This is a genomic window from Micromonospora sp. CNZ296 (genome assembly GCF_007827635.1).
Window position 1 is genome coordinate 87,715 of sequence record NZ_VISW01000005.1, and the last position, 24,926, is coordinate 112,640.

At 73.5% G+C, this 24,926-nt stretch carries 22 protein-coding genes; 5 read left to right on the plus strand and 17 right to left on the minus strand.

Annotated features, from left to right (window positions below):
- Positions 1-25: 25 nt before the first annotated feature.
- The 6 genes from FB455_RS10570 to FB455_RS10595 form a co-directional block, all read right to left on the minus strand.
- On the minus strand, positions 26-3,511 hold the full coding sequence (locus FB455_RS10570) for an ABC transporter ATP-binding protein (protein ID WP_145753134.1): 3,486 nt from the start codon (positions 3,509-3,511) through the stop codon (positions 26-28).
- Positions 3,512-3,601: 90 nt separating this feature from the next.
- Positions 3,602-4,195: a TetR/AcrR family transcriptional regulator gene (locus FB455_RS10575; RefSeq protein ID WP_013284631.1), complete on the minus strand. Its 594-nt coding sequence runs from the start codon at positions 4,193-4,195 to the stop codon at positions 3,602-3,604.
- 10 nt (positions 4,196-4,205) lie between these two features.
- Positions 4,206-6,356 (minus strand): YhgE/Pip family protein, encoded by a 2,151-nt coding sequence (locus FB455_RS10580; protein ID WP_145753136.1) that lies wholly within the window; start codon positions 6,354-6,356, stop codon positions 4,206-4,208.
- Positions 6,353-7,051 carry an ATP-binding cassette domain-containing protein gene (locus FB455_RS10585; RefSeq protein ID WP_013284629.1) on the minus strand — a complete coding sequence of 233 codons (699 nt, stop codon included), beginning with the start codon at positions 7,049-7,051 and terminating at the stop codon, positions 6,353-6,355. Before FB455_RS10585 ends, FB455_RS10580 begins: the two co-directional genes overlap by 4 nt.
- 93 nt (positions 7,052-7,144) lie before the next feature.
- Complete coding sequence (locus FB455_RS10590; protein WP_030269880.1) at positions 7,145-7,984, minus strand: GNAT family N-acetyltransferase; 840 nt, start codon at positions 7,982-7,984, stop codon at positions 7,145-7,147.
- 64 nt (positions 7,985-8,048) lie between these two features.
- Positions 8,049-9,275: an MFS transporter gene (locus FB455_RS10595; RefSeq protein ID WP_145753138.1), complete on the minus strand. Its 1,227-nt coding sequence runs from the start codon at positions 9,273-9,275 to the stop codon at positions 8,049-8,051.
- A gap of 120 nt (positions 9,276-9,395) precedes the next feature.
- Between FB455_RS10595 and FB455_RS10600 the strand changes: the two genes are divergently transcribed.
- Complete coding sequence (locus FB455_RS10600) at positions 9,396-9,983, plus strand: PadR family transcriptional regulator (RefSeq protein ID WP_013474406.1); 588 nt, start codon at positions 9,396-9,398, stop codon at positions 9,981-9,983.
- A gap of 48 nt (positions 9,984-10,031) precedes the next feature.
- Here FB455_RS10600 and FB455_RS10605 read toward each other — a convergent pair whose 3' ends face one another.
- Positions 10,032-10,850 carry a class I SAM-dependent methyltransferase gene (locus tag FB455_RS10605; RefSeq protein ID WP_145753140.1) on the minus strand — a complete coding sequence of 273 codons (819 nt, stop codon included), beginning with the start codon at positions 10,848-10,850 and terminating at the stop codon, positions 10,032-10,034.
- A gap of 129 nt (positions 10,851-10,979) precedes the next feature.
- Between FB455_RS10605 and FB455_RS10610 the strand changes: the two genes are divergently transcribed.
- Positions 10,980-11,654, plus strand: a complete 675-nt coding sequence (locus FB455_RS10610) for a winged helix-turn-helix transcriptional regulator (protein ID WP_013474404.1) — start codon at positions 10,980-10,982, stop codon at positions 11,652-11,654.
- Between the two features lie 59 nt (positions 11,655-11,713).
- Here the strand turns inward: FB455_RS10610 and ispG are convergent, their stop codons facing one another.
- The 5 genes from ispG to FB455_RS10635 all read right to left on the minus strand — a co-directional run bounded on the left by ispG (position 11,714) and on the right by FB455_RS10635 (position 16,412).
- Positions 11,714-12,889, minus strand: coding sequence for a flavodoxin-dependent (E)-4-hydroxy-3-methylbut-2-enyl-diphosphate synthase (gene ispG, locus FB455_RS10615; protein ID WP_013474403.1), 1,176 nt, complete (start codon positions 12,887-12,889; stop codon positions 11,714-11,716).
- A gap of 9 nt (positions 12,890-12,898) precedes the next feature.
- Positions 12,899-14,146, minus strand: coding sequence for a M50 family metallopeptidase (locus FB455_RS10620; RefSeq protein WP_013284622.1), 1,248 nt, complete (start codon positions 14,144-14,146; stop codon positions 12,899-12,901).
- Positions 14,143-15,357: a 1-deoxy-D-xylulose-5-phosphate reductoisomerase gene (gene dxr / locus FB455_RS10625; RefSeq protein WP_013474402.1), complete on the minus strand. Its 1,215-nt coding sequence runs from the start codon at positions 15,355-15,357 to the stop codon at positions 14,143-14,145. The genes FB455_RS10620 and dxr overlap by 4 nt, the downstream gene beginning before the upstream one ends.
- A 129-nt stretch (positions 15,358-15,486) precedes the next feature.
- Positions 15,487-15,678 carry a hypothetical protein gene (locus tag FB455_RS10630; RefSeq protein WP_013474401.1) on the minus strand — a complete coding sequence of 64 codons (192 nt, stop codon included), beginning with the start codon at positions 15,676-15,678 and terminating at the stop codon, positions 15,487-15,489.
- A 188-nt stretch (positions 15,679-15,866) separates the two neighbouring features.
- Positions 15,867-16,412: a GNAT family N-acetyltransferase gene (locus tag FB455_RS10635; RefSeq protein ID WP_145753142.1), complete on the minus strand. Its 546-nt coding sequence runs from the start codon at positions 16,410-16,412 to the stop codon at positions 15,867-15,869.
- 51 nt (positions 16,413-16,463) lie between these two features.
- Here FB455_RS10635 and FB455_RS10640 point away from each other — a divergent pair, with 51 nt between their 5' ends.
- Positions 16,464-17,306 carry a YhjD/YihY/BrkB family envelope integrity protein gene (locus FB455_RS10640; protein WP_114919662.1) on the plus strand — a complete coding sequence of 281 codons (843 nt, stop codon included), beginning with the start codon at positions 16,464-16,466 and terminating at the stop codon, positions 17,304-17,306.
- 10 nt (positions 17,307-17,316) lie between these two features.
- Here FB455_RS10640 and FB455_RS10645 read toward each other — a convergent pair whose 3' ends face one another.
- Positions 17,317-18,486 carry an alkaline phosphatase PhoX gene (locus FB455_RS10645; protein ID WP_145753144.1) on the minus strand — a complete coding sequence of 390 codons (1,170 nt, stop codon included), beginning with the start codon at positions 18,484-18,486 and terminating at the stop codon, positions 17,317-17,319.
- Between the two features lie 105 nt (positions 18,487-18,591).
- A complete protein-coding gene (locus tag FB455_RS10650; RefSeq protein WP_047894158.1) occupies positions 18,592-19,011 on the minus strand; it encodes a hypothetical protein in 420 nt (139 codons plus the stop codon).
- A gap of 124 nt (positions 19,012-19,135) precedes the next feature.
- On the opposite strand from FB455_RS10650, the gene FB455_RS10655 reads away from it, so the two are divergent.
- A complete protein-coding gene (locus tag FB455_RS10655) occupies positions 19,136-20,731 on the plus strand; it encodes a phytoene desaturase family protein (protein ID WP_145753346.1) in 1,596 nt (531 codons plus the stop codon).
- Between the two features lie 67 nt (positions 20,732-20,798).
- Here FB455_RS10655 and FB455_RS10660 read toward each other — a convergent pair whose 3' ends face one another.
- Both FB455_RS10660 and FB455_RS10665 read right to left on the minus strand, forming a co-directional pair.
- Positions 20,799-21,437 (minus strand): TMEM175 family protein, encoded by a 639-nt coding sequence (locus FB455_RS10660; RefSeq protein WP_049794868.1) that lies wholly within the window; start codon positions 21,435-21,437, stop codon positions 20,799-20,801.
- Positions 21,438-21,545: 108 nt separating this feature from the next.
- Positions 21,546-23,126 carry a Rieske 2Fe-2S domain-containing protein gene (locus FB455_RS10665; protein ID WP_145753146.1) on the minus strand — a complete coding sequence of 527 codons (1,581 nt, stop codon included), beginning with the start codon at positions 23,124-23,126 and terminating at the stop codon, positions 21,546-21,548.
- Between the two features lie 248 nt (positions 23,127-23,374).
- On the opposite strand from FB455_RS10665, the gene FB455_RS10670 reads away from it, so the two are divergent.
- A complete protein-coding gene (locus tag FB455_RS10670) occupies positions 23,375-23,599 on the plus strand; it encodes a hypothetical protein (RefSeq protein WP_013284612.1) in 225 nt (74 codons plus the stop codon).
- 79 nt (positions 23,600-23,678) lie between these two features.
- Here the strand turns inward: FB455_RS10670 and FB455_RS10675 are convergent, their stop codons facing one another.
- Positions 23,679-24,908, minus strand: a complete 1,230-nt coding sequence (locus FB455_RS10675; protein WP_145753148.1) for a DivIVA domain-containing protein — start codon at positions 24,906-24,908, stop codon at positions 23,679-23,681.
- Positions 24,909-24,926 lie beyond the last annotated feature (18 nt).

The following is a 24,926-nucleotide window of genomic DNA, read 5'->3' on the forward strand; positions in this document are numbered from 1 at the left end:
GCCCCGCCCGGTGGGGTGGGGGCGGTCAGCCGGCCAGGTGGTTCCAGCGGGGTTCCAGGTCGGTCCAGGTGCCCTGGTCGGCGACAGTGCCGTCGATCAGCACCACCACGTGGTCGGCCCGGACCAGGGCGGCCCGCTTCGCGGTCGAGCCGACTACAGTCACCCCGTGCTCGCGCAGCGCCGCCCACAGCGCCAGCTCCGTGCTGACGTCCAGCGCCGACGACACGTCGTCGGCCACCAGCAGCTCGGTACGCGGCGCGAGCGCCCGGGCCAGCGCCAGCCGCTGGAGCTGACCGCCGGACAACCGGGTTCCCTTGTGCCCGATCAGCAGCCCGAGCCCGCCCCCGGCCGCGGCCAGGTCGTGTTCGAGCTGGGCGGTCGAGACCGCTCCGGCGGCGTCCACCTGGTGGCCGAGCGCGATGTTGTCGGCCACCGTGCCGGAGAGCACCCGGGGTAGCTGGCCCACGTACCCGACCTGGTTGGGGCGCAGGAACATCTCCGGCTCGGTGACCGGGTCACCGTTCCAGCGCAGCTCGCCGACGTGGTGCACGATCCCGGCGAGCGCGCGCAGCAGCGACGACTTGCCGGACCCGACCGGGCCGACGACCAGCACCAGTTGCCCGCGCTCGACCACCAGATCGACGTCACGGACGGCGAGCATGCCGTCGGAGTGCAGCGCGCCGAAGCCGGACAGCTCCAGGCGGCACAGCGGATGCCGGGGCGGCGGCTCGGGCGCGGGCGCGGTGCCCGCGACCAGATCGAGGCCGGGCACCGGCGCCGCGTACACGGCCTCGCCGGTCATCGCCACCGTCCGCTTGGTCCACACCCGCGCCGACGGGTGCTGCGACACCAGTGACGCGGTGGTCCACGCGAACCAGCGGGCCGCGCCCAGGGTGGACACGGCCACCAGTGTGGCACCCGCCGACAGCTCACCGGCCAGGTAGAGCGCCCACGCGCCGATCGGCAGCAGGCCGCTGGCGACCGACGGGGTGGACCGGGCCCACACCTGCATGGCGATCTCGCGTCGCTGCCGCTCGCTGCGTACCTCGTCCAGCCGGGCGAGGTGGCGCAGCACCGGGCGGGTGGCGCCGGCCAGCTTGACCGTACGGGCGGCGGACAACGCGGACACCAGCGCGGTGGCGAACGCGGCGCGCGCCTTCACCGTCCCTGCCGCGGTGCGTTCCAGCCGCGGCCCGAACAGCGTCGCCGCCAGCCCGGACACCACCATCGTGCCGACGAAGAACATCGCCGGTACGAGACTGCCCGTCACCAGCGTCATGGCGACCACGATGACCAGCGAGATGAACTGGTCCATCAGGTTGTCGGCCAGGTGCACCACCCGGTCGGTGTCGCCGCCCTGGGCCACCACCTCGGCCGGGGTGTGCCCGCTGACCCGGCGCGCGCCGGTCTGCCCGTGCACCAGCCGGGCGCTGATCCGCAGCATCTGCCGGATCCACCACTGCGGGAACCACAGGTTCGTCAGGTACGGCAGCGGCAGCACCACCAGCAGCGCGGCCACGATGCCCAGCGCCGGCAGCCACGGGTCGCCGCCGCCGACCAGGTCGGCCCAGAGCCAGGGCAGCACCGCGCCGTCCAGGCCGAGCACCGTCATCACGACGAACAGGCCGACCGAGAGCAGGCCGTACCGCGGATCGTTGGTGCCCAGCCGGAAGATCTCCCGCATGGTCCGCGCGGGCGGCGAGGGCGGCGCCGGTGGCGGATCGGTGCGCGGCACGGCGGCCGGCCGCGTCGAGGGCGCGGCCGGTGTGGCGGGCGCGTCGTCCCAGGCGGGCGCGTCGAGCAGGTCCACGCCGCCGCGCCGGGAACCCACCCCGGCGTACGCCCCGGCGTGGCTGGTGGCGAGCAGCTCGGCGAAGCGGGCCGACTCGCGCAGCGGGCCGGCCTCCAGCACCGCGCCGTCGGCCATCACGACCACCTCGTCGCAGCGGCGCACCGAGGAGAGCCGGTGCGCGATGACGATGCCGATCCGGTCGGTGAGCAGCCGTTCGGTGGCCTCTCGTACGCGGTTCTCGGTGACCGGGTCGAGCCGCGCGGTGGCCTCGTCGAGGATCACCACGTGCGGGTCGCGGACCAGGATGCGGGCGAACGCGACGAGTTGTTCCTGCCCGGCGGAGAGCACGTAGCCGCCGTCGCCGAGCCGGGTGTGCACGCCGTCGGGCAGTTCGGCGATCCAGCCGGCCAGGCCCAGTTCGGCCAGCGCCCGCTCGGCCGCGTCCAGCAGCTCCGGATCGAACAGCGCCACGTTCTCGGCGAGCGTGCCGGCCAGGATCTCGGTGCGCTGCGGCACCACGGCGATCCACCGGCGCAGTTCCTCCACGTCCAGGTCGACCAGGTCGGTGCCGCCGAGGAACACCGTGCCGCGCGGTACCTCCACCGCCCGGGTCAGCACCTTGGCCAGCGTCGACTTGCCCGAGCCGGTCCGCCCGACGAGCGCGTACGAGCGCCCGCGGACGAAGTCGAGGTGGACGTCGCGCAGCGCCGGACCGCGGTCGTCCCCGCCGGACGGGTAGCGGTAGGTGAGCCCGCGCACGGTCAGGTCGCCGTCGACCGGGGTGTCGCCGCCGTCCGGCTCCTGCGGCGATCCGGCGAGCAGTTGCACCCGGCCCCAGGCGCCGAACGCCTGTTGCAGGTGCGGCACCCAGCGGGCGATCTGCTCGACGGTCGCGCCGAACGCGACGGCCAGCAGCCAGATCGCGGTGAGCCGCGCGGCGTCCACCCGGCCGGTGGACAGCGCCCACGCGCCGCCCAGCACCACGCCCGCGACGCCGAGCCCGACCGCGCCGGCGGCGACCGCGGTGACCCGCGCGGAGAGCCGGAAGACCCGGCCGCACCGGGCGATCACCTCGGCCGCGCGGCGGGCGTAGAGGCGCAGCACGTACGGCCGGGCGAGGCTGGTGCGCACGTCGTCCTGCCCGTGCACCGCCTCCTCCATCACTGCGGCGAGGTCGGACCACGCCTCCTCCTCGGCCATCCGGGCCGGGGCGATCCGGGCGGTCGGGCGGCGCAGCGTCACCGCGAGCAGGGAGGTGAGCACGATCATGCCGACACCGGCGGGCCACCAGACGATCAGCGCGCTCACCGTCGCGAGGACACAGACCGCGAGGCCCTGCGCCAGCCGTACGCCGGTGTTCCGCATCTCGGCGGCGACCTGGTAGACGTCGTTGTCGATCCGGTCGAGCAGTTCGCCGACCGGCGTGGTCTCCAGGGTGGGCAGGTCCTGGCCGAGCGCGACCCGGCAGAGCCGCCGCCGCACGTCGGCCGACCAGTCGGCGGTGAGCCGGGCCATGATCAGGCCGATCAGCAGGTCGGTGACGACAGCGGCGACGAGCGCCACCGCGAGCGCGACGAACCACCCGGACGAGCGGTGCACCAGCACCGGCCCGGCCAGCGCGGAGGCGGCCGCCTGGCCGGCGGCGCCGAGCACGATCAGCAGCAGGACCGCCGTCATCCGCCGGGGCGCCGTGGCCCAGAGATCTCGGAGCAGGCGCATGGAAGGTCCTCCGGACTCGGATCGGTGGGGGCGGTGCCCTCACCCTCACCCTTCCGGCGGCCCGGAATCAACCGAATTACCGACCGCTGGTCAGGTCCGGGCGACCCGCCGGACGATGCCGAGCAGCGACTCCTGCACCTCGTCGATCGGCCGCTCCGGCGAGAAGACCAGCCAGTCCACTGCTACCACCAGCCCGACGCCGAACAGCGCCGAACTGGCGGTACGCACGTCCAGGTCGGCGGGCAGGTCGCCGCTGTCCACGCCGGCCTTCACCGTGTCGGCGATCACCGCGACGGCCTCGCCGCGCAGCAGCCGCAGCGTCTGCTGCCACTCCCTGTTGGTCCGCCACATCTCCGAGAGCAGGAGCTGGGCGAAGGCGCGGTAGCGGCGGATGTACTCCAGCTGGGCGCGGACCAGCGCGCCGAGCGCCTCCAGCGGCGGCAGCCCATCGACGGCGGCCCGGAACTCGGCGGTGAGCAGGCCGATGCCGTGCCGCAGCAGCTCCTCGAACAGGACGGTCTTGGACTCGAAGTTGTAGTAGACGGTCCCCTTCGCCACACCGGCGCGGGCCGCGATGTCGTCCACAGTGGTGGCCGAGAAGCCCTGCTCGGCGATGAGGTCCACCGCCGCCACGAAGAGCCGCTGGCGGGTGTCCTCGCGCCGGCGCGTCCGTCCGTCCGTCACCGGCTCATCCTCACATGGTCAGTTCGGGGTGCAGCTTGGCCGGGGTCAGGCGGCGGGACCGGCGGGTCGCGCCGACGGTGAGCGCCATGGCGCCCAGCCCGAACGCGAGCAGCACCAGCGCGGCGGTGACCACCGGGGCGGTCGTACCGCCGTTGACGGTGTGCCGCAGGCCGTCCACCACGTACGTCATCGGCAGCCAGGGGTGGATCGCCTGGAAGAAGCCGGGCGAGGTCTGCACCGGGTAGGTGCCGCCGGACGAGGTGAGCTGGAGCATCAGCAGCGCCAGCGCGGCCAGCCGCCCGGCCGGGCCGAGCGCCACGCCGAGCAGTTGCATGATCGCGGTGAACGCCAGCGAGGTGAGGGCGAGCAGACCGAACGTGGCCGGTCCGTGCCGCGGGTCGAGCCCGAGCCCGAGCGTCACCACCGTGTAGAGCACAGTGACCTGGGCCAGGCCGATGCCCGCGGCCGGGAGCCACCCGGCGAGCACGACCCGCCAGCCGGGGGCGCCGGACATCACGTGCCGCCGGTTGACCGGCCGCAACAGCATGTACGTGATCATCGCGCCGACCCAGAGCGCCAGCGACAGGAAGTACGGGGCGAAGCCGACGCCGTACGAGCCGGCCGGGTTCTGCGAGTCGCGGATCAGGCCGACCGGGTCGCCGAGCACGCCGGCGCGGGTGGCCGCGTCGTCGTACCCGGGTAGTTTCCGCTCCCCGGCGGCGAGCCCGTCGGCGAGGTCGCCGGCGCCGCCCTCCAGCCGGGTCAGCCCGTCGACCAGGCGGTTGCTGCCGCTGCCGAGCTGGGCCAGGCCGCCGTCGAGCTGGCGGGCGCCGGTGGCGAGCCGGTAGAGGCCGCCGCGCAACTGGTCGGCGCCGGTCGACGCGTCGCCCAGCCCGTCGCGGAGCTTGGCGCTGCCCTGCGCCAGCGTGGTGAGCCCACCGGCCAGCTCGTTGACCTTCGCGCGGGCGGAGGCGACGTCGTCGGCCAGGTGCGGCGCGGCGGCGGCCACCTCGCGGGCGGTCTTCGCCACGTCGGTCATCTGCTTGCGCAACGTGGCCATGTCGGTCTTGTCCAGCGCGGCCACCACTGAGCGGGCCTGCGTGACGGCCCGGTCGGCGGCCTTGCGGGCGGCGGCGAAGTCCGGGTCGTCGGCCAGTTCGGGGTGTTCCTTCGCGACCGCGTCGAGCCGGCCGCTGACCTCCTCGGCGGTCGCGACCACCTCGGCGGCCTTGCCGGGTAGCGCGTCCAGCCCGGCGGCGAGCTGCTGCGCGCCGTCGGCGACGAGCGTGGCCGCCTTCTCGATCTTGTCGGCGTTGCGGCGCAGCACCGGCTCGTACCTGTCGGCGGCGGCGTTCACGGTCGCGGCCGCGGCCTTGGTCTCGGTGGCGGCGCGCCCGGCGCCGTCGGCGAGCTGGGCGGCGCCGGTCCGCAGCTGGTCGAGGCCCTTGGCGAGCTTGTCCGCGCCCTGGACCGTCTGGTTGAGTCCACCGGCGAGCTGACCGGCGCCGTCCTCGGCGTCACCGAGCCCGTCGGCGATCTTTCCCGCACCCTGCTGGGAGCTGCCGAGCCCGTCGGCGATCTTCCCGGCGCCGTCGGCGGCGCGGCCGGTCTCGGCCTTGGCGTCGGTGAAGCCGATCAGCATCTTGTCGAAGTACGTGGCAGCGGTGCTCTGCGCGGCGGCCGCCCGGATCTCGCTGAACGCCGACCGGGCGAGCAGCCCGGAGAGGTAGTTGGTGGCGTCGTCGTTGACGACCTTCAGCTCGCCCTGCCGGGCCGGGCGGTCCGGTTCCGGGCCGGCGGCGAGGGTGGCGGAGAAGTCCTCCGGGATGGAGAAGACCAGGTGGTAGCGCCCGTCGCGCAGCCCTTTGGTGGCGTCGGCCTGGTCGGTCACGGTCCAGCCGAACACCTTGCGGTCGAGCAGCTTCTCGGTGAGGTCGCGGCCGGCGTGCACCTCGCTGCCGTCGCCGGCGGTGGCCGGGCGGTCGGCGTTGACAAGCGCGACCGGGATCCGGTCCATCTTCCCGTAGGGATCCCAGAACGCGTACAGGTAGAGCGCGCCGTAGAGCAGCGGGACGATGGTGAGCACTGCCAGGGCGGCGCGCGGCAGCCGGCCCCGGGTCATCCGGCGCAGCTCGAACAGGGCCAGTCGCAGGACGCTCATGCGGACACCTCGGTGGGCACGGTCAGGGCGGGGACGGGCAGGGCCGGGTCGCCGATGCGGTGCACGGTGGCGGTCACCCCGGGTTCGACGGCGCGGGCGCTGGCGACCACCGCGTACCCCTGGTCGGCGAGGCGTTCCAGCGCGCCCCACATCCACTCCCGCTCGGGCCGGTCGGCGCCGGCGTCCACGTCGTCGGCGACGATCAGGCTGGGGCCACCGAGGCTGGCGAGCACGAGCCCGAGCACCTGCCGCTCGACCGGGGTGAGGTCGCGGCCGTACCGGTCGGGGTCCAGGGGCGCGTCGGTGAGTCCGGCGCCGGCGATGGCTGCGGCGTAGGCGTCGCGGCGGTAGGCCCGGCGGGCCCGGACCGCTGCCACCGGGACCAGCCGGCGCCGGCGGCGGGGCACCGGGCCGAGCAGCAGCAGGCGTTCGGTGATGTGTTCGGCGACGGTGAGCGTCGGGTCGGGTTCGTGCACGCCCGCGACCTGGCCGAGCGCGGCCGGGCCGCGGCGGCGCAGCTCGCCGTGGTTGTGCGGGAAGCGCCCGGCCAGCGCGAGCAGCAGCGAGGTGCGTCCGCTGCCGGGCGGGCCGGTGACGGCGTGCAGCTCACCGCTCGCGGCGGTGAGGTCGACGTCCCGGTAGACCCAGCCCCGGCGGGTGCGCAGACCCAGGCCGACGGCCTCGACGATGTTCATCAGGACCCCGAATTCCGAACTGACTGGTCAGTATAAAAACATGCCCAGCATAGCGCCGGGTGTCCGGTTCGGGACGTCTGGCGGGAGTGATCCTCAGAACAGCACTGTGGCGAGCGTGCCGACCGGGCGGAAGCCGCAGCGCTCGTAGACCCGGCGGGCGGGCAGGTTGAAGTCGTTGACGTACAGGCTCACTGTGGGCGCGACCCGTTCCAGCGCGTCGCGGACCACTGCTGCCATCGCGGCGGCGGCGATGCCCCGGCCACGCCACTCGGGCGCCACCCAGACGCCCTGCACCTGCGCGGTCCGGCGGGTCACCACTGCCAGCTCCGCCTTGAAGACCACCCGCCCGTCGACGAAACGGGCGTAGGCGCGGCCGGCGCGCACCAGCTCGGTCACCCGCCGCCGGTAGCCGCGCCCGCCGTCCTCGGCCAGCGGCGACACCCCGACCTCCTCGGTGTACATCGCCACCGCCGCCGGGAACAGCAGGTCGACCTCGCTGCCGCGCACCCGCCGCACGTGCGGGTCGGGCGCCACGGCGGGCAGCGCGTCCGTCGCCAGCAGCGGCTGGTTCGGGCGTACGTCCCGAGCCGGCCCCCAGTGCGCGGAGAGGCGGTCCCAGAGCCCGAGCACCGCGTCGGCGCGGCCGACGATCGAGGAACAGAGCCGCTCCTCGGCGCTCAACTGGTCGGCGAACGCGGTCACCGCCGACTCGGACGCGAGCACCGGGGTCAGGTTGCCGCCCAGCCAGCAGATCGACTCCAGGTGCCGGCGGGAGCCGTACCCGAGGATCCGCGCCTCGGCCCGCCACCAGGCCAGCCCGCGCGCCGCCACCCGCTCGGCGACCTGCGCACCGGCGTACGGGTCGAGGTCGAGCAGCCGCTCGACCGCGCGGCGCTCCGACTCCCCCAGTTGGCGTACCGGCATGGTGAGCACGGCTACCAGCCTGCCAGATCCACCCCGGCGTGCGCGGGCCGACCGGGCACCTGCCGCACGGCGCTCAGCCGGCCGGCACCGGCACCGGTTCGGGTGCGGGCGGCCGGGTCCGGGCGGCCCATCGCACCACAGGCGGCACCATTGCGCCGAGCAGCAGGAACACCACGCCGAGCACCAGCCAACCGGGCACGCCCCAGCCGATCGCGAGCGTGGTCACGACCACCGGGGCGACCATCGAGCCGAGTTGCATGCCCATCCCGTACGCGCCCTGGTACTGCCCGTGTGCGTGCGCCGGGGCCAGGCCGAAGGAGATGCCCCAGCCGGCCGCCGCGTGCCACAACTCCCCCACGACGTGCACCAGCGCTCCGGCCAGCAGCAGCGGCACCGCCACCGCCACCGGTACACCGCCCCCTGCGGCGAACAGCGCGCAGGCGGCAGCGAGCAGGACACCGGCCCGGCGGGCGGCCCGGCCCGCGCCGGTCAGGTCCTCGGTGCCCCGCGAGGCGCGGACCTGGAACAGGATCACCACCACGGTGTTGACGAGCAGGCAGACGGAGATCAGCCAGTTCGGCGCGCTGGTGTGCCCGGCGATCCACAGCGGCAGGGCGATGTTGATCAGCGAGAAGTGCATGGACATGAGCCCGTCCAGGACGGTGAAGGCGAGGAACGGGCGGTCCCGCAGCGCGATCAGCCGCGGCCCGTGCGCCGGGGCGGGCATCGGCGGCACCGGCGGGAGCCGCAGCAGCACCGCCGCCGCCAGCACGTAGGTGGCGGCGTCGAGCAGGATCAGCGTGACGTACGCGGCGCGGGTGTCGGCGGCGAGCGCGAACCCGGCCAGCACCGTGCCCACCGAGATCCCGACGTTGGTGACAGCGCGCAGGTAGGCGCGGGTGCGGACCCGCTGGTCGGGCGGGACGGCGCCGGCGATCAGCGCACCGCGGGCGCCCCGGGTGCCCGCGTCGGCGACCGCCATCAGCACGCCGACGACCAGGAAGCCGGTGAACGAGCGCACCGTGACCAGCGCGGCCGTGCACCCGGCCGAGGCGAGCAACGCGGCCATCTGGAGCCCGCGCGGGCCGAGGCGGTCGGCGAGGTAGCCCATCGGCGTGCTCGCCACCAGGCTGACCAGCGCGGTGAGCGTGAGCGCCACACCGACCTGGGTCACCGAGAGCCCGACCGACCGGGTGAGGAACAGCGCGCTGGCGGTGAGCCAGGTGCCCCGCCCGACGGTGTTGACGAGCGTGGAGAGGGCGAGGGTCCGGGACGGGCCCGGTTCGGGAAGCAGGCGCACACCGGCACCCTAACAGTACGTACGTACGGTTTTCAGCCCGGTTACGTGACGTCTTGTCGGCGATGCATTGCCGATATATCGTTGATGCATCAGTGATACGACGACAGAAGGAGAGCCCTGATGGGTTTCCATCGACGCATGCACGCCATGCACGACGAGATGCGCCGCCGTGGCGGTTTCGGCTTCCCGCCCGTACCCCCGGGTCCGCCGCCCTTCTCCCCCGGACCCCACGGCCACGGGCGGGGCCGGGGCGGGCGCGGACGCGGCCGGCGGCCGAACGTGCGCGGGGCCGTGCTGGCCCTGCTCACCGAACGGCCGATGCACGGCTACGAGATGATCCAGGAGATCGACTCCCGCACCGGCGGGGCCTGGCGGCCCAGCCCCGGCTCGATCTACCCGACGCTGCAACTGCTGGAGGACGAGGGGCTCATCGCGACGGCCCCCGACTCCGAGGGCGGGCGCAAGCGGTTCGCGCTGACCGAGGCGGGCCAGGCCGAGGCGGCCGGCGCGGCGCAGGCCCCGCCCTGGGCGGAGTTCGCCGAGCAGACCGTCAACAGCTGGCACGACATCCGCGACGCCGGGGCGCAGGCCATGCAGGCGCTGCGGCAGGTCATGACCACCGGCACCGACGACCAGCGCGCCCGTGCCGCCCAGGTGCTCGACGAGACCCGGCGCAAGCTCTACGCCATCCTCGCCGAGTCCGAGTGAGCACCGCCGCCGGAACGGCACGCCGGCCGGACGACGACCGGCGTGCCGTCAGGCGCGGCGCGCGGTGACGAGCAGGTACTCCCAGCGCATCACGCCACCGTCCAGGTGCCGGGCGGCCAGGTCGGTCAGAGCCCGGTCGAGCCCGGCCGTACGCTCCGGATCGCCGGCGTTCGCCCGGTAGACCGCCACAGTGGGCCCGTAACGGGTCGCGAAGAACTCCCGGAACTCCCCCGGCGTGGCGAACCGGTCCACCACCACGGCGTCACGCGCCGACGTGAACGCGTCGACCCGGTCGCCGAACAACTCCCGGACATGGTCCTCGTCGCCCCAGAGCGGGGGCGGCTGCGCGCCCGGCGGCGGTGGCGGCGCGTACGGCCGCATGGCCGCGAACAACTGGCCCACGAAGCCCTCCGGAGTCCAGTTGACCAGCCCGATCGTCCCGCCCGGCCGGCACACCCGCAGCACCTCGTCGGCTGCGGCCCGGTGCCGGGGCGCGAACATCACGCCCACACACGACAGCACCGCGTCGAACGCGGCGTCCGCGTACGGCAGCGCCTCCGCGTCCGCCTCCTCCCAGGTCAGCGTCAAGCCCTCCCGCTCGGCCTCCGCCCGCCCGATCGCCAGCAACTCCGGGGTGAGGTCGCCGGCCACCACCTCCGCACCGGCCCGGGCCGCGGGCAGAGCCGCGTTGCCGGTCCCGGCCGCCACGTCCAGCACCCGCATGCCCGGCGCCACCCCGGCGGCCCGGACCAGCGTCGCCCCCAGCTCCGGGATCACCTGCGCGGCCACGGCGGCGTAGTCCCCCATCGCCCACATCGCGCGGTGCCGGGCCTTCACCGCGGCGTCCTGTTCCCGTTCCTCGATCATCGGTCGCTCCTCACCTGTCGTCCCTGCACAGGACGCTAGGCAGCGGACGACCCGGCCCCCAGTACGAGATCTGTACCGCTCCCGACAGGCGGCTGGCCGGGGTGGCGGGCCGGGCGTAGCGTGCCCGCCATGGGGGCCTCCTACCACCAGTTCTGCCCCGTGGCGAAGGCCATGGAACTGCTCGACGAGCGGTGGACGCTGCTCGTGGTCCGGGAGCTGGTCAGCGGCTCGGAACGCTTCAACGAGCTGCGCCGGGGCCTGCCCCGGATGTCGCCCACGCTGCTGTCCCGCCGGCTGCACCAGCTCGTCCGCGCCGGGGTGGTGGAGCGGCGGGTCGACGGCGCCGACGTGCGCTACGTCCCGACCGCCGCCGGACGCGAACTGCGGCCCGTGGTGGAGGCGCTCGGCGCCTGGGGCGTGCGCTGGATCGGCGAGCTGGGCGACGCCGACCTGGACCCGAAGCTGCTGCTGTGGGACATGCACCGCCACGTCGACCACGACGCTGTTCCGCCGGGGCGTACCGTCGTGCGGTTCCGCTTCCGGGACGTGCCCACGACGCAGCGCGACTGGTGGATGGTGATCGCCGCGGGCGAGGCCGACGTCTGCGACAGCGACCCCGGGCACGACGTGACGGTGACCGTCACGGCGGACCTGCGCGCCCTGGTCCAGGTCTGGATGGGCGACCTGGAGTGGGCCGCGGCGCTGCGCGGCGGCGCGGTGGAGGTGGCCGGACCGGAGGCGTTGCGGCGCGCCGCGCCCGGCTGGTTCACCCTCTCCCCCTTCGCCGCCGTGCCCCGGCCCTGAGACGGCGCGTGCGGCCGCCCCCTGCCGGGGACGGCCGCACGACGACGCGGGAATGCGGATCAGTGCACTGTGACAGTGGCGCCGCCCGGCACCAGGTCACGCAGCTCCTCGGGAATCTCGGCGCCCATCTCGTCGGCGATCCGCAGCGCCTCCTCGATCAGCGTCTCCACGATCTGCGCCTCGGGCACGGTCTTGACGACCTTGCCCTTGACGAAGATCTGGCCCTTGCCGTTGCCCGAGGCCACACCCAGGTCGGCCTCGCGGGCCTCGCCCGGACCATTCACCACGCAGCCCATGACCGCGACACGCAGCGGCACCGGCAGGCCCTCCAGCCCGGCGGTGACCTCCTCGGCCAGCTTGTAGACGTCGACCTGCGCCCGCCCGCAGGACGGGCAGGAGACGATCTCCAGGCCGCGCTCGCGCAGGCCCAGCGACTCCAGGATCGCGTTGCCGACCTTGATCTCCTCGACCGGCGGGGCGGACAGCGAGACCCGGATGGTGTCGCCGATCCCCTCGGCCAGCAGCGCGCCGAACGCCACCGCCGACTTGATCGTGCCCTGGAACGCCGGGCCGGCCTCGGTGACACCGAGGTGCAGCGGGTAGTCGCACTTCTCGGCCAGCAGCCGGTACGCGCGGATCATCACCACCGGATCGTTGTGCTTCACCGAGATCTTGATGTCCCGGAAGCCGTGCTCCTCGAACAGCGAGCACTCCCACAGCGCCGACTCCACCAGCGCCTCGGCGGTGGCCTTGCCGTACTTGGCCAGCAGGCGCTTGTCCAGCGAGCCGGCGTTGACGCCGATCCGGATCGGCACGCCCGCGTCGCCGGCGGCCCGCGCGATCTCCTTGACCTTGTCGTCGAACTGCCGGATGTTGCCCGGGTTCACCCGGACCGCGGCGCAGCCGGCGTCGATCGCCGCGAAGACGTACTTCGGCTGGAAGTGGATGTCGGCGATCACCGGGATCTGCGACTTCTTGGCGATCGCGGGCAGCGCCTCCACGTCGTCCTGCGACGGCACGGCGACCCGGACGATCTGGCAGCCGGACGCGGTCAGCTCGGCGATCTGCTGGAGCGTGGCGTTGACGTCGGCGGTGAGGGTGGTGGTCATGGACTGCACCGAGACCGGCGCGCCACCACCGACCGGCACCGAACCGACCATGATCTGGCGGCTGGCCCGGCGCGGGGCCAGCGGCGGCGGCGGTACGGGGGGCATACCGAGACTGACAGCGGTCACTTCAGGCACTCACCTTGAGAAGAGCGTGATGGGGTTGATGACATCAGCGGTGACTGTGAGCAGCGTGAACGCGCCGCCGATCAGGATCACCGCGTACGTGAACGGCATGAGTTTGAGGTAGTCGACGCGGCCCGGATCGGCGCGGCCGATGCGTGCGTAGAGCCAGGACCGCGCCCGTTCGAACCAGGCGATGGCGATGTGGCCGCCGTCCAGCGGGAGCAGCGGCAGCAGGTTGAACACGCCGATGAAGAAGTTCAGCGACACGAACAGCATGAAGAACACCAGCCAGGCGTTGTTCTCCACGGCCTCGCCGCCGAGCCGGCTGGCGCCGACCACGCTGATCGGGGTGTCCACGTCGCGCTCGCCGCCGGTGATCGCGTTCCACAACGCGGGCACCTTCTGCGGGATGCGCTGCATGGCGTGCGCGGTCTGCACGGCCATGGTGCCGGTGAAGTCGGCGGTGGCGCCGAACGCGGCGACCGGGCCGTACTCGACCCGGGTCGGGGTGCTGGGCGAGAGCGCCACGCCGAGCGCGGAGACCGCCGAGGCGGCGCCCTTCGGGTCGCCCAGCGGCGGACGCTGCACCGAGGCCAGGTCGACCCGCGCCTCGGCCGGCTTGCCGTCACGGACGTAGGCGACGGTGGCCGTGCCGGGCGGGGTGGCCCGGACCACGTCGAGCATGTCGCCCCAGGTGGAGACCGGCTTGCCGTTCACCGCGGTGATCCGGTCGCCGTCCTTGAGCTGGGCCTTCTCGGCCGGGCTGGCGGGGTCGCCGGACTCGCAGGCGCGGGCCGCGTTCTCCACCACCACGCACGGCGCGATGGCGATCACCGCCGGCTCGGCCCGGAAGCCGGCCTCGGTGCTGGGGAACTTCGGGTTCGGCAGCCCCACCGACACCGCGATGATCCAGAGCGCGATCAGGGCCAGGGCGAAGTGGGTGATCGAGCCCGCGGACATCACGATCGTCCGCTTCCACACCGGGTAGCGCCACATGGCGCGCTTCTCGTCCCCCGGCTCGACGTCGTCGTCCTGCGGTGTCATGCCGACGATCTTGCAGAAGCCGCCGAGCGGGATGCCCTTGATGCCGTACTCGGTCTCGCCCCGCTTGAACGACCAGAGCGTCGGGCCGAAGCCGACGAAGTAGCGGGTGACCTTCATCCCGAACGCCTTGGCGGTGAGCATGTGCCCCGCCTCGTGCAGGCTCACCGAGATGAGGATCGCCAGGGCGAACAGCACCACCCCGAGCAGATAGCTCATCGAGCTCCTTCCACCGACCCGACGATGATCTCCTGGGCGTGCGCCCGTGCCCACGACTCGGCGGCGAGCACGTCCTCGACGGTACCTGGTTCGTCGAAATCGGGAGCGTCCTCCAGCACCCGCTGGAGGGTGTCGACGATGCCGAGGAACGGCAGCCGGCCCGCGACGAACGCGGCCACGCACTCCTCGTTCGCCGCGTTGTAGATCGCCGGGCGGCAGCGCCCGGCCTCCCCCGCCGCCTTGGCCAGCGCGACAGCCGGGAACGCCGCGTCGTCGAGCGGGAAGAACTCCCACGTGTGGGCAGTGGTCCAGTCGACAGCCGCGGCGGCGCCGGGTACGCGGTCCGGCCAGCCGATGCCGAGCGCGATGGGCAGTCGCATGTCCGGCGGGCTGGCCTGGGCGAGCGTGGACCCATCGGTGAACTCGACCATCGAGTGGATCACCGACTGCGGGTGGACCATCACCTCGATGTCGGCGTACGGCACGTCGAACAGCTCGTGCGCCTCGATCACCTCCAGCGCCTTGTTGACCATCGTGGCGGAGTTGATCGTGACGACCGGGCCCATGTTCCAGGTCGGGTGTGCCAGCGCCTGCTCCGGCGTGACGGCGGTCAGCTCGTCACGCCGCCGCCCCCGGAACGGGCCGCCGCTGGCGGTGACCACCAGCCGCCGCACCTCGCCCCGGGCGCCGCCGCGCAGGCACTGCGCCAGCGCCGAGTGTTCGGAGTCCACCGGAACGATCTGCCCCGGGTGCGTCACCGCGGCCTTGACCAGCGGGCCGCCGGCCACCAGGGACTCCTTGTTGGCGAGCGCGAGGGTACGACCGGCGTGCAGCGCGGCCAGCGTCGGCGGCAGGCCCAGCGAGCCGACCACGCCGTTGAGCACCACGTCGCACGGCCACTGCGCCAGCTCGGTCATCGCGTCCGGCCCGGCCACGATCTTGGGCAGCTTGAAGTCGCCGGTGGCCCAGCCACGCCGGCTCGCCTCGGCGTAGAACGCGAGCTGAAGATCCTGCGCGGCGGACGCGCGGGCCACACCGACCGCCTCCACGCCCAGCTCCAGCGCCTGCGCGGCGAGCAACTCCACGTTGCCGCCACCCGCGCCGAGGGCCACCACCCGGAAGCGGTCCGGGTTGCGCTTGACGATGTCGATGGCCTGGGTGCCGATCGAGCCGGTCGAGCCGAGCAGCACGAGATCTCGGGGAGTGGTCACCGGACCATTGTTCCCCAGCGCCTCACCCCGGTTCGTCCCGGAGTGCCCGGCGGCATGATCGACTCCACTTCGCCGAGGTGGCGGCATCAGGGTCGCCGCGATGCCACCACTTCGGCGAACCGGTGTCGATCACGCCTGCGGCGCCTCCTCGTCGAGCAGGTCGGCCGGGTCGACGCTGAACTCGACCTTCGGGCCGTTGGTCTCCGGCAGGAGATCGAGAGCGAGCTGCGCGGTCCAGGGCTCGTCGTGCCAGCGGAGCACGTCGAACGACGGCTCGGCGGGCTGCGGTGCCGGCTCGGGCGCGAATGCGGCCTGGGCCATCGGGCTCACCCCCTCAGCGGGTAGTCGTGCTACCCCTCACCTAGCGGCGCTGCCCCGATCCGCCCTGCTCGCACACGTTGTCCGTCCCCACCGCCACTCCCGTTGATCATGAGGTTGGCGGCGTCGGCGGTCCGATTTGTCGCCGCCAACCTCATGATCGCCGGGGCGGGAGCAGTTCCGCCGAACGGTCAGGCGGGGCGCTCCAGGACGAAGGTCTCCAGCTCGACGCCGCCGTACCAGTCGGTGCGCACACCCGCGTGCGTCATGCCGAGGCGCCGGGCCACCGCCATCGACGGGTCGTTCCCGGCCATCACCACCGCGTACACCCTCGGGGTGCCGGCGGCGAACTCGCGCTCCAGCACCGCGCGGGCCGCCTCGGTGGCGTAGCCGCGGCCCTGGGCGTCGGGGTGCAGGTGCCAGCCGACCTCGATGTCGTCGGTCAGGGTGACGCCGTCGCGTCCCAGTAGCGGTTTGAGCAGGATGCTCCCCGCCACCGGCCCGCCGTCGCGCGGCTCGATCGCCCACAGGCCCCAGCGACCGCCGTACGGCGCCCAGCGTTCGTGCCACATCCGGACCCGCTCGCGCGCCTCGGACGGGTCGGTCATCCGCCCTTTGCCGCCGCCCAGCCAGCGCATCACCTCGTCCCGGGAGTAGATGTCGTAGATCCGGGCCAGGTCGTCCGGCGACTCGGTCCAGTCCCGGAGCACCAGCCGGTCGGTCGTGGCGATCGTCATGCCGCCGGATCGTAATGCGTGGCGCGGGGGCGTACGGGGAACGAGAGGGCGATGGGCGACGGGTGGGAACGGACCAAGCGGATCACGGCGGCGGCGTTCCGGCCGGTCCGCGGTCGCGACCTGTCGCTGCACGCCGCCGCGATCACCTTCTACGGCGCGATCGCCGTGGTGCCGGTGGCGCTGCTGGCGATCTGGCTGACCGGGCTGCTCGCCGGGGCGGACCGGGTACGGCGGCTGACCGGGTACGCGATCGACACGCTGCCCACCGAGATCGGCGCCCACCGGGCGGCGGACGCGCTCGTCGAGGCCGGTCTGGGGCTGACCCCGCTGCTGGCGCTGGCCTCGCTGCTGCCGGCTTCGCTCTACGGGGAAGGGCTGCGCCGCGCGTTCGTCTCGGTGGCCGAGCCGCGCGCCGAGTCCGGCGCGCTGGTCGGCTGGCGGGGCCGCCTGCTGCTGCTCCCGCTGCTGGCGCCGGCCCCGGCGCTGCTGCTGTCGATCCTGCTCGGGCTGCCGCTGACCACCCGGCTGGTACGCCAGGGCGGCTGGGTCGGCGCGCTCGGCGTGGTGCTGTCGTTCCTGGCGGTGTGGCTGGTGCTCACACCGGTGCTGATCTGGGTGTTCCGGGTGGTCGGCCCGGCTTCCCCGGACTGGCTCGCCACAGTGGCCCTGGGCTCGTTCACCGCGGCGAACCTGTCCGGCTTCCTGCACGGCTTCGTGCTGTTCTGCTCGCTGCCGCTGGACCTGGGCGTGCCGTTCGGCGGCTTCGACGAGATCGGCGGCGGCGTGGCGGTGCTGCTCTGGCTGTACCTGTTCCACGTGATCGTGTTGTCCGGCTACTCCGCGACGCTGGCGGCGAGCCGATGGCGGGCCGCCCGGGTGGCGGCCCGCGCCTGACGGCTGCGGGTCAGCGCCGGAACGGGCCGCGCACCTCGTACGTGATGCCGCCGGTCCCGGCCCGGGCGCCGCTGGTGCCGCGCTGCGAGGAGAAGTAGAGGCGGCTGCCGTCCGGCGAGAACGCCGGCCCGGTCAGCTCCGACCCGGACTGCCCGAGCAGCCGCAGGAACGGGGTCACCACACCGGCCGGCGTGATCACGTTGATCTCCATGTTGCCGCCGTCCTCGGCCACGTAGAGGTCGCCTCCCGCGGTGCCGGTGATGTTGTCGACGCCGGTCAGCGGCGCGGCCCCGGCCGGCACCAGCGAGTCGTCGTACGCGAGGTCGAGCCGCTGGTTCACCGCGTCGTACGCCCACACCCGGTTGTCGCCCTTGGTGGTGAACCAGCAGGTGTCGTCGGCGTACCAGCAGCCCTCGCCGCCGTCGAACGTCTGCGCCGCGCCCACCTGGTAGCGGGTGGGCACCGGGAACCCGTCGCGGTCCGGCAGGTCCCGCCAGGTCACCGGCCCGGTCACCTGGCCGTCCGGGGCGCAGAGCACCTGCACCCGGCCGGTGCGCAGGTCGCCCCAGGTGTCCGGGACGAACCGGTAGAAGCAGCCGTCCCCCTCGTCCTCGGTCAGGTAGACCACCCGCCGCACCGGGTCGCAGGCCGCCGCCTCGTGCTTGAAGCGGCCCATCCGGGTCCGCCCCTCGCCGGACCGGCCGCCCTCCGGCCAGGTCTCGAAGACCCGGCCCAGCGGCACCTCCTCGCAGGACAGCCACGTCCCCCACGGGGTCGGGCCACCGGCGCAGTTGACGTTCGTGCCGCCGAGGATCCGGTACGCGGCGGCGATCGCGCCGTCGGCGGCGAACCGCACCGCTGAGGCGCCGCCGACGAGCGGGACCTCCGAGTTGGAGACGTAGATCCAGCCGTCGCCGGACGGGAAGCAGGCGCCGCCGTCGGGCGCCGGGTGCCAGGTGTACGAGGTGCCGGCGACGCGCTGCCCGGAACGCGCGATCACCCGGCCGGTGAAGCCGGCCGGCAACTGGAGGCCGTTGGCGTCGGCGGCCAGGAGGTCGCCGTACGGGCCGGGGCCGGGCTGGGCGGGCTGGGCCGGGGCGGCAGCGGCGGCCCAGAGACCACCGGCGAGAGCGGCGGCGCCACCGGCGGCTGTGGCGCGCAGGACGGTACGACGATCCATCGGGGATTACCTCCCGGAGGCGGTGGGTGTCCCGTCGACGGTAGGACGGAAATGCATCGACAACTGCCACTATAGGGTGAACGCCCGGTGACTGCCGTCCGGCCGTCAGAGGCCCTCGACGTACCGCTTCGCGTCGGCGAGCGACATGTGCGTGTGCTCCCGTACCACCTTGATCGCCTGGATCTTCTTGCCCCGGTACAGCAGCCGCGCGGCCTCGGCCCGCACCGCCTCGTCGACGCCCTTTCCGGGCGCCGGAGGGCCGGGCGGCCAGGATCCGCCGGCCGCCAGCGCGTCCACCGCCCGCTTCGCGTCCAGCAGCGACAGCCCGGTCTGCTCGCGCAGCACCTTGACCGCCTCGACCGTACGCCCCGCGCGGGCCAGCCGGAGCACCTCGGCCTGCCCGTCGCCGGCCGGGCGATCAGGGGCGACCAGGTCCCGGGGACGGTCGCGCCGCAGCACGAGCAGGAGCAGGAGCACCACCACGACGAGCGCCACCGCGAGCGCGATCTGAACAGCCGGGGACATGCCCGGAACGGTAGCGCCCCGCCGCGAACCCTCCCGTCCGGGACGGGCCGCCGCTACGCTCCGCGGCATGAGCGAACGCACCGAGCGAAGCGAGGGCCGTGAGCGCATGCCCAGCCCGCACTCCATGAGCGACGCCAGTGAGCTGCCGTCCCGCGCCGACGTCGTGGTGGTCGGCGCCGGACACAACGGCCTGGTCTCGGCGATCCTGCTGGCCCGCGCCGGCCTGGACGTGCTGGTGCTGGAGGCGTCAGCGGTGATCGGCGGGGCGACCCGCACCGAGAACCCGTTCCCGAAGGTGCCGGGGCTGCGTCACTCCACCGGGTCGTACCTGCTCGGGCTGATGCCGCCGGAGCTGCTGGCCACGCTCGACGTGACCATCCCGGTGCTGCGCCGCGACCCGCACTACTTCCTGCCCACGCCGGGCGGGCTCGGCTCGCCGTACCTGCTGGCCGGCAGCGACGTGGCGGCGAGCCGGCGGCAGCTCGCGGAGATGTTCTCCCCCGCCGACGTCGCAGCCGACGACGCGCTGCACGCCGAGCTGGCCCAGCTGCGGGAGGATCTCGCCCCGGCGTGGCTGGCCGAGCCGCTGCCGGTCGAGGAGACCGCCGAACGCTACGTGCGGCCCGCGCTGCGGCAGGTCTTCGTCGACCTGGTACGCGGCTCTGTCGCCGACCACCTGGCCCGCTTCGATTTCCGCTCCGAGCTGCTGGTCGGCATGTACGCGGTCACCGACGGCCTGTCCGGGCTCAACGCCGGCCCGGACGATCCCGGAACGGGTCACAACTTCCTGGTGCACAACATGTGCCGGCTGCCGGGCGCGGACGGCACCTGGATGATCACCCGGGGCGGCATGGGCACGGTGTCCCGCACGTTCGCCGAGGCCGCCGTGCGCGCCGGGGCGCGGATCGTGGCCGACGCGCCGGTCACAGCGATCCGGCTGGCCGGAGGCGCCGCCGCCGGGGTGACGCTCGCCGACGGGCGGGAGGTGGACGCCTCCGTGGTGCTCGGCGCCTGTGACCCGTACCGGCTGATGGAGCTGCTGCCCGACGGCGCGCTCCCGGCGGAACTCGACGCGCGGATGGCGGCGGTCCGCCGCACCGGCACCACGCTCAAGCTCAACCTGGCGCTGACCGGGCTGCCGCGCTTCTCCTGCCTGCCGGACGACGCGCCGAGCCCGTTCGGGTCGACCATCCACCTGCTGCCCGGCTCGGCCTCACTCGTCGGCGACGGCGGCGAGTCGCCGATGGCGGCGCTGCGCGGCATGTGGGCGGACGTGCGGGCCGGGCGGCTGCCGGAGGAGCCGACGATCGAGTGGTACCTGCACACCACAGTCGACCCGTCGCTGTCCGACGACGCGGGGCACCACTCGTCGGCCCTGTTCGTGCAGTCGGTCCCCTACGAGCTGGCCGGCACCACCTGGGAGGCGGCGCTGCCCGGCTACGTGGAGCGGCTGATCGCGATCTGCGAGCGGTACGCCCCGGGCGCCGGTGACCTGGTCGCGGACGCGGTGCCGCTGCCGCCGCCCGGCATCGAGGCGCACTTCGGCATCACCGGCGGGCACATCCACCACGTCGACAACACGGTGTCGTTCACCGACCGGATGCCGTACGCCACGGGGGTGGACGGCGTGTACGCGGGCAGCGCCGGCTGCCATCCGGCGGGCAGCGTGATCGGCGCGGCCGGGCACAACGCGGCCCGCCGCATCCTCGCCGAGATGTAAGGAAGGGCCCCTTATTAACGCCTCCGGTAGAGGAAGGGCCCCTTCTTAACAACCGCCTCAACACCGCTCACGGCGTCTCGGGCGCCTCCTGGCCGGCGGGCGGGAGGTCGCCCGGCCCGCGCACCAGGTAGACGCCGACCAGCAGCAGGTACGCCAGCAGGCTCAGCACCGGGTCGACGAACACGATCGCGAACGCGATGAGGTAGAGCAGCGGACCGAGGCGGAACCGGCGGGCCACCGCCCGCGCCAGCCTCGGGTCCAGGCCCGGTTGCAGCAGCCCGCGGCGGCGCGCCCACCACCAGCTCAGGTTGAAGAACAGCGCCTCACCGAGCACCACGCCCGCGTACAGCGCGGCGGTCAGCCGCTGGTCGCCGACGGTGCCGCGCAGGTTGTCCGCGAGCAGGTCCGCGGTGAACGGGATCGCCGCCACGAACATCAGCAGCAGCAGGTTCAGCACCAGCAGCATCTGGTCGACCCGGCGGACGTAACGCCACATGTTGTGGTGGGTCAGCCAGACCTGGCCGACGATGGCGAACGTGATCACGTACGCCAGGTAGGCGCGCCACTCGTGCAGCAGGGCGGCCGGCAGCCCGTCGTCCTGCGGCGTGTCCGGGTCGAACGACAGCAGCTCGACGGCCATCAGGGTGAGCACGATGGCGATCACCGCGTCGCTGAACGCCTCCACCCGGGAGGCGTCGCGCGCCATCTCGTTGCCGCGCCCGAACCGGTACGCCGGTTCCCTGTCCGCACCCGTCACGCCGCCCCCTCACGACAGATGGTCGCGTGCCGGGGACGGCGGACGGGGCGGAACTCGTCAGATGGCCGCTTCCCCGGCCGGCGCCGGGGTCTCCGCGTCGGCGCGGTGCGCGCGGATCTTGTGCCCGACGCTGGTCAGGCAGCGCCCGCTGGCCAGGTCGAACTTCCAGCCGTGCAGCTGGCAGGTGAGCTGGTCGCCGTCGACGATGCCGAACCGGCTCAGGTCCGCCTTCAGGTGCGGGCAGCGCCGCTGCACCACCCAGCCGTCGAGCGTGATGTCCTCGGCGTCGACCGCCCGCTCGTGCTCGTCGTACCAGCCCTCGGCGTACTGGAGGCGCTCCTCGGACAGGCACTTGAAGAAGGCGTAGACGAACTCGTTGTACTGGCCGATGCGGGCCGCGGAGAAACGGCAGGACAGGAAGAGGGAGTTGACCCAGTCCACCTCGCCGATGTGCAGCAGGTGCTCGATCAGCGCCCGCTCGGTACGGAACCGGTAGCGGACCTTCTCGTCCGCGTACGGCCGGACCTCCTTGCCGGGGAAGTCCACCACGATGGATTCGACGCTCTCGCCGTCGTAGCCGACCAGGTCGAAGCGGACCGGCCCGCCGACGCCCTTGGCCAGGTAGATCGACTCGTCGAGCAGCGGCTCGACCCGGCGCTTCATCTCGCCGAGCACGTCGACCTCGGGGTGCCGCCAGGACGCCTTCTCGGCCTCGATGACGCCGCGCTTGCGCTCCCGCATCTCCTCCAGGTGGGCGACCTTGTTCGCGAAGAACTCCTCCACCGGCACCGGGTGGGTGGTGGTCGCGCCCTCGGTGGTGATCTCCGAGACGCTGCCCGGCAGCAACACGATGCCGTTGGTGCCGCCGACCTTGGCGTACTCGGCGAGGAACACCGACTGGTCGGGGAAGATGTTGCCCTCGTCGCCGAAGATGTCGTTGAACTGCCACAGCTCGTCGTCGAGGAAGCACGGCGGGCCGGCGATCGGGAAGACGTGGTCGGCCTTCAGGTCGTCGATGTAGCGCCAGGTGCGGTCGAACTGCCGGTCCCGCTTCTGCTTGCCGAACGCGGTCTTCGCCGCCTGCGGCAGCTCGTAGACCATCGGGTACCAGATCGCGCCGGAGAACTGGAGCATGTGCGCGTGCACGTGGCCCAGCTCGGCGAACACGCTGAGGTCGGTCGGACGGGCGTCGTTCTGGTTGAGCAGCCGGACGCCGTCGTACTCGACCCAGAGCGAGGAGTCGCCGATCGGGCCGTCGGTCGGGCTGGTCAGCGCCTGGATCATGATCTTCAGGCCGCCGGGCAGCTCCACGACCTGCTCGTTCGGGGCCTTGAGGAACTTGGTGAAGCCCAGCTCCCGGAACTCGTCCTCCATCTCCGAGGTGGGGAACTCGGGCAGCAGGACGGTGGCGTCCTTCGACACGAAGTCACGCAGGTGCTTCGCGTCGAAGTGGTCCCGGTGCAGGTGCGACACGTACAGGTAGTCGACCTGGCCGAGGGTCGCCCAGTCGAGCAGGGAGTTGTCCGGGAAGGGGAACCACGAGGCGAAGTAGGCGGGGTTGACCCACGGGTCGCACAGGATGCTGCCCGCGGCCGTGTCGATCCGCATGCTGGCATGCCCCGTACCGGTCACTCGCACCGCAGTCCTCCTCAAAAAGGCATCAAGGTGTACGTCAAGACGCTACCGGAGGCAGTGTGCTCGCCGTCCCGCGACGCCGGTAGTGGCCAACCGCCCCCACCGGTACGGGACCAACGACCCGGGCCGTGCCGCCCGCCCGCTGTCGCCCGCCCGGGTCATCCCCGGCACAGGAGGTCGGACCCTGCGCCGGGCCCGGTTCGGGCCGTGCCAGACTGATCGGAGATCCGATCGCGAGGGAAGGACCGACAGTGGCAGGAGACGAGCCGGTAACCGCGCCAGATCAGCACAAGCCCGGACACCGCAAGTCCGGACGGATCGGTGCGGTGCTGTCGGCGGTGGCTTTGGTACTGATGGCGCTCTGCGGGATCGAGGAGGGCCGGGTGGAGCACATCTGGCTGTTCGGGATCGCCGGACTGCTGATCGCCATCGTCATCGGCGACGCCGTGCTGCGCCGCAACGGCCTGCGGTCCTGACGCGCGGCGCCCACGGTAGTGCGCGAAGGGCCCGCCCCCTCACCGGGGGGCGGGCCCTTCGTCGTCTCGGGAGGCGGGGTCAGCGGCCGAGCAGGATGTCCTGCACGTCCTTGAGCGCGGCGTCGACCTCGGCCTCGAAGTAGCCACCGGGCACCAGCCCGAAGCGCAGCGTGTCGAGTTCCTTGGGGTTCACCGGCATCGGGTTGCGCCCCTGCATGCCGCCGAGCAGCGTCTCGAAGAACCGGTCGACCTGGTCCGGGTCGTACCCGCTGCCGAACCGCCGGACCTGGAAGCTGCGCCGGATCTGGTCGACCCGGTGCAGGTCGCTGCCGGGCGGGCCGGCCATCGGCGGCCCCACCATCGGCGGACCGGCGACCGGCGGGCTCACGAGCGGCGGGCCGGTCATCGAGGGGCCCGGGCCGTAGCCCTGGTCCGGCGGCCCGTAACCCGGGTCCGGCGGGCCGTAGCCGGGCTCCGGTGCGCCGTAACCCTGCTGCGGCAGCGCCGGCGGGCCACCGGGGCCACGACCGCGCAGCTCACGCTCGGGCATGCGGATCTCGGCGGTCATGTCGGCACGGGCACGCCGGCCGGCCTCGAACCCGTCGAAGCGCTCCTCCTGGCCGTACCCACCGGGGCCGCTGTCCGGCGGCCCGTAGCCGCCCGGGCCGCTGTCCGGCGGGCCGTACCCACCGGGACCGTTGTCCGGCGGCCCGTAGCCGCCGGGGCCGTTGTCCGGCGGCCCGTAGCCACCAGGGCCGGGCGGCAGGCCGCGCGAGGGCGGGCCGCCGTGCCCCATCGGCGCGCCCGGGCCCATCGGGCCGGGGCCACCCGGGCCGCGGGGGCCGTCGTAGCCACCGCGCGGGCCGTCGTAGCCACCGGCGAACGCGCCGGTCGGCTCGTCGTAGCGGTTGCCGTAGCGGTCGGCGGGCGGGCCGGGCTGGGCGGGCATCTGCCGGGGCGGCATCGGCGGCTGCGGCACCGGCGACATGCCCCGGTCGTCGCGCATCGGCGGGCCGAGCCGGTCGGCCATCCGCGGGTCGCCACCACGCCCGGCCGGTGCGCCACCGCGCTCCTCCAGCTCGGCGAGCTGGCGCTCGACCCGGTCGAGGTGCAGGTCGACCTGCCACTCGTCGTAGCCGTTGAACCGGACCCGGAAGACGACGTCGTGGACCTCCTGGGAGGCCACGGGCGCGCCGATCGGCTGGCCGTCGAGTGTCGCCTCGACCCGGTCCAGGAAGGCATCGACCTCGTCGACCTTGTAGCCCCGGCGGAGCGCCTTACGCCGGAAACGCTGACCCTGACTCGCCACTATGTCTCCTGGTCTCGT

Excerpts from the sequence above, each read along its gene's own strand:
- FB455_RS10600 (WP_013474406.1), top strand. The coding sequence starts at position 9,396 with ATGGGTTTCCATCGACGCATGCACGCCATGCACGACGAGATGCGCCGC.
- FB455_RS10570 (WP_145753134.1), bottom strand. The coding sequence starts at position 3,511 with ATGCGCCTGCTCCGAGATCTCTGGGCCACGGCGCCCCGGCGGATGACG.
- FB455_RS10650 (WP_047894158.1), bottom strand. The coding sequence starts at position 19,011 with ATGTCCCCGGCTGTTCAGATCGCGCTCGCGGTGGCGCTCGTCGTGGTG.
- FB455_RS10645 (WP_145753144.1), bottom strand. The coding sequence starts at position 18,486 with ATGGATCGTCGTACCGTCCTGCGCGCCACAGCCGCCGGTGGCGCCGCC.
- FB455_RS10585 (WP_013284629.1), bottom strand. The coding sequence starts at position 7,051 with ATGAACATCGTCGAGGCCGTCGGCCTGGGTCTGCGCACCCGCCGGGGC.
- FB455_RS10635 (WP_145753142.1), bottom strand. The coding sequence starts at position 16,412 with ATGACGATCGCCACGACCGACCGGCTGGTGCTCCGGGACTGGACCGAG.
- FB455_RS10630 (WP_013474401.1), bottom strand. The coding sequence starts at position 15,678 with ATGGCCCAGGCCGCATTCGCGCCCGAGCCGGCACCGCAGCCCGCCGAG.
- FB455_RS10610 (WP_013474404.1), top strand. The coding sequence starts at position 10,980 with ATGGGGGCCTCCTACCACCAGTTCTGCCCCGTGGCGAAGGCCATGGAA.
- FB455_RS10605 (WP_145753140.1), bottom strand. The coding sequence starts at position 10,850 with ATGATCGAGGAACGGGAACAGGACGCCGCGGTGAAGGCCCGGCACCGC.
- FB455_RS10580 (WP_145753136.1), bottom strand. The coding sequence starts at position 6,356 with ATGAGCGTCCTGCGACTGGCCCTGTTCGAGCTGCGCCGGATGACCCGG.
- FB455_RS10620 (WP_013284622.1), bottom strand. The coding sequence starts at position 14,146 with ATGAGCTATCTGCTCGGGGTGGTGCTGTTCGCCCTGGCGATCCTCATC.
- FB455_RS10660 (WP_049794868.1), bottom strand. The coding sequence starts at position 21,437 with ATGGCGCGCGACGCCTCCCGGGTGGAGGCGTTCAGCGACGCGGTGATC.
- FB455_RS10655 (WP_145753346.1), top strand. The coding sequence starts at position 19,136 with ATGAGCGACGCCAGTGAGCTGCCGTCCCGCGCCGACGTCGTGGTGGTC.
- FB455_RS10640 (WP_114919662.1), top strand. The coding sequence starts at position 16,464 with ATGGGCGACGGGTGGGAACGGACCAAGCGGATCACGGCGGCGGCGTTC.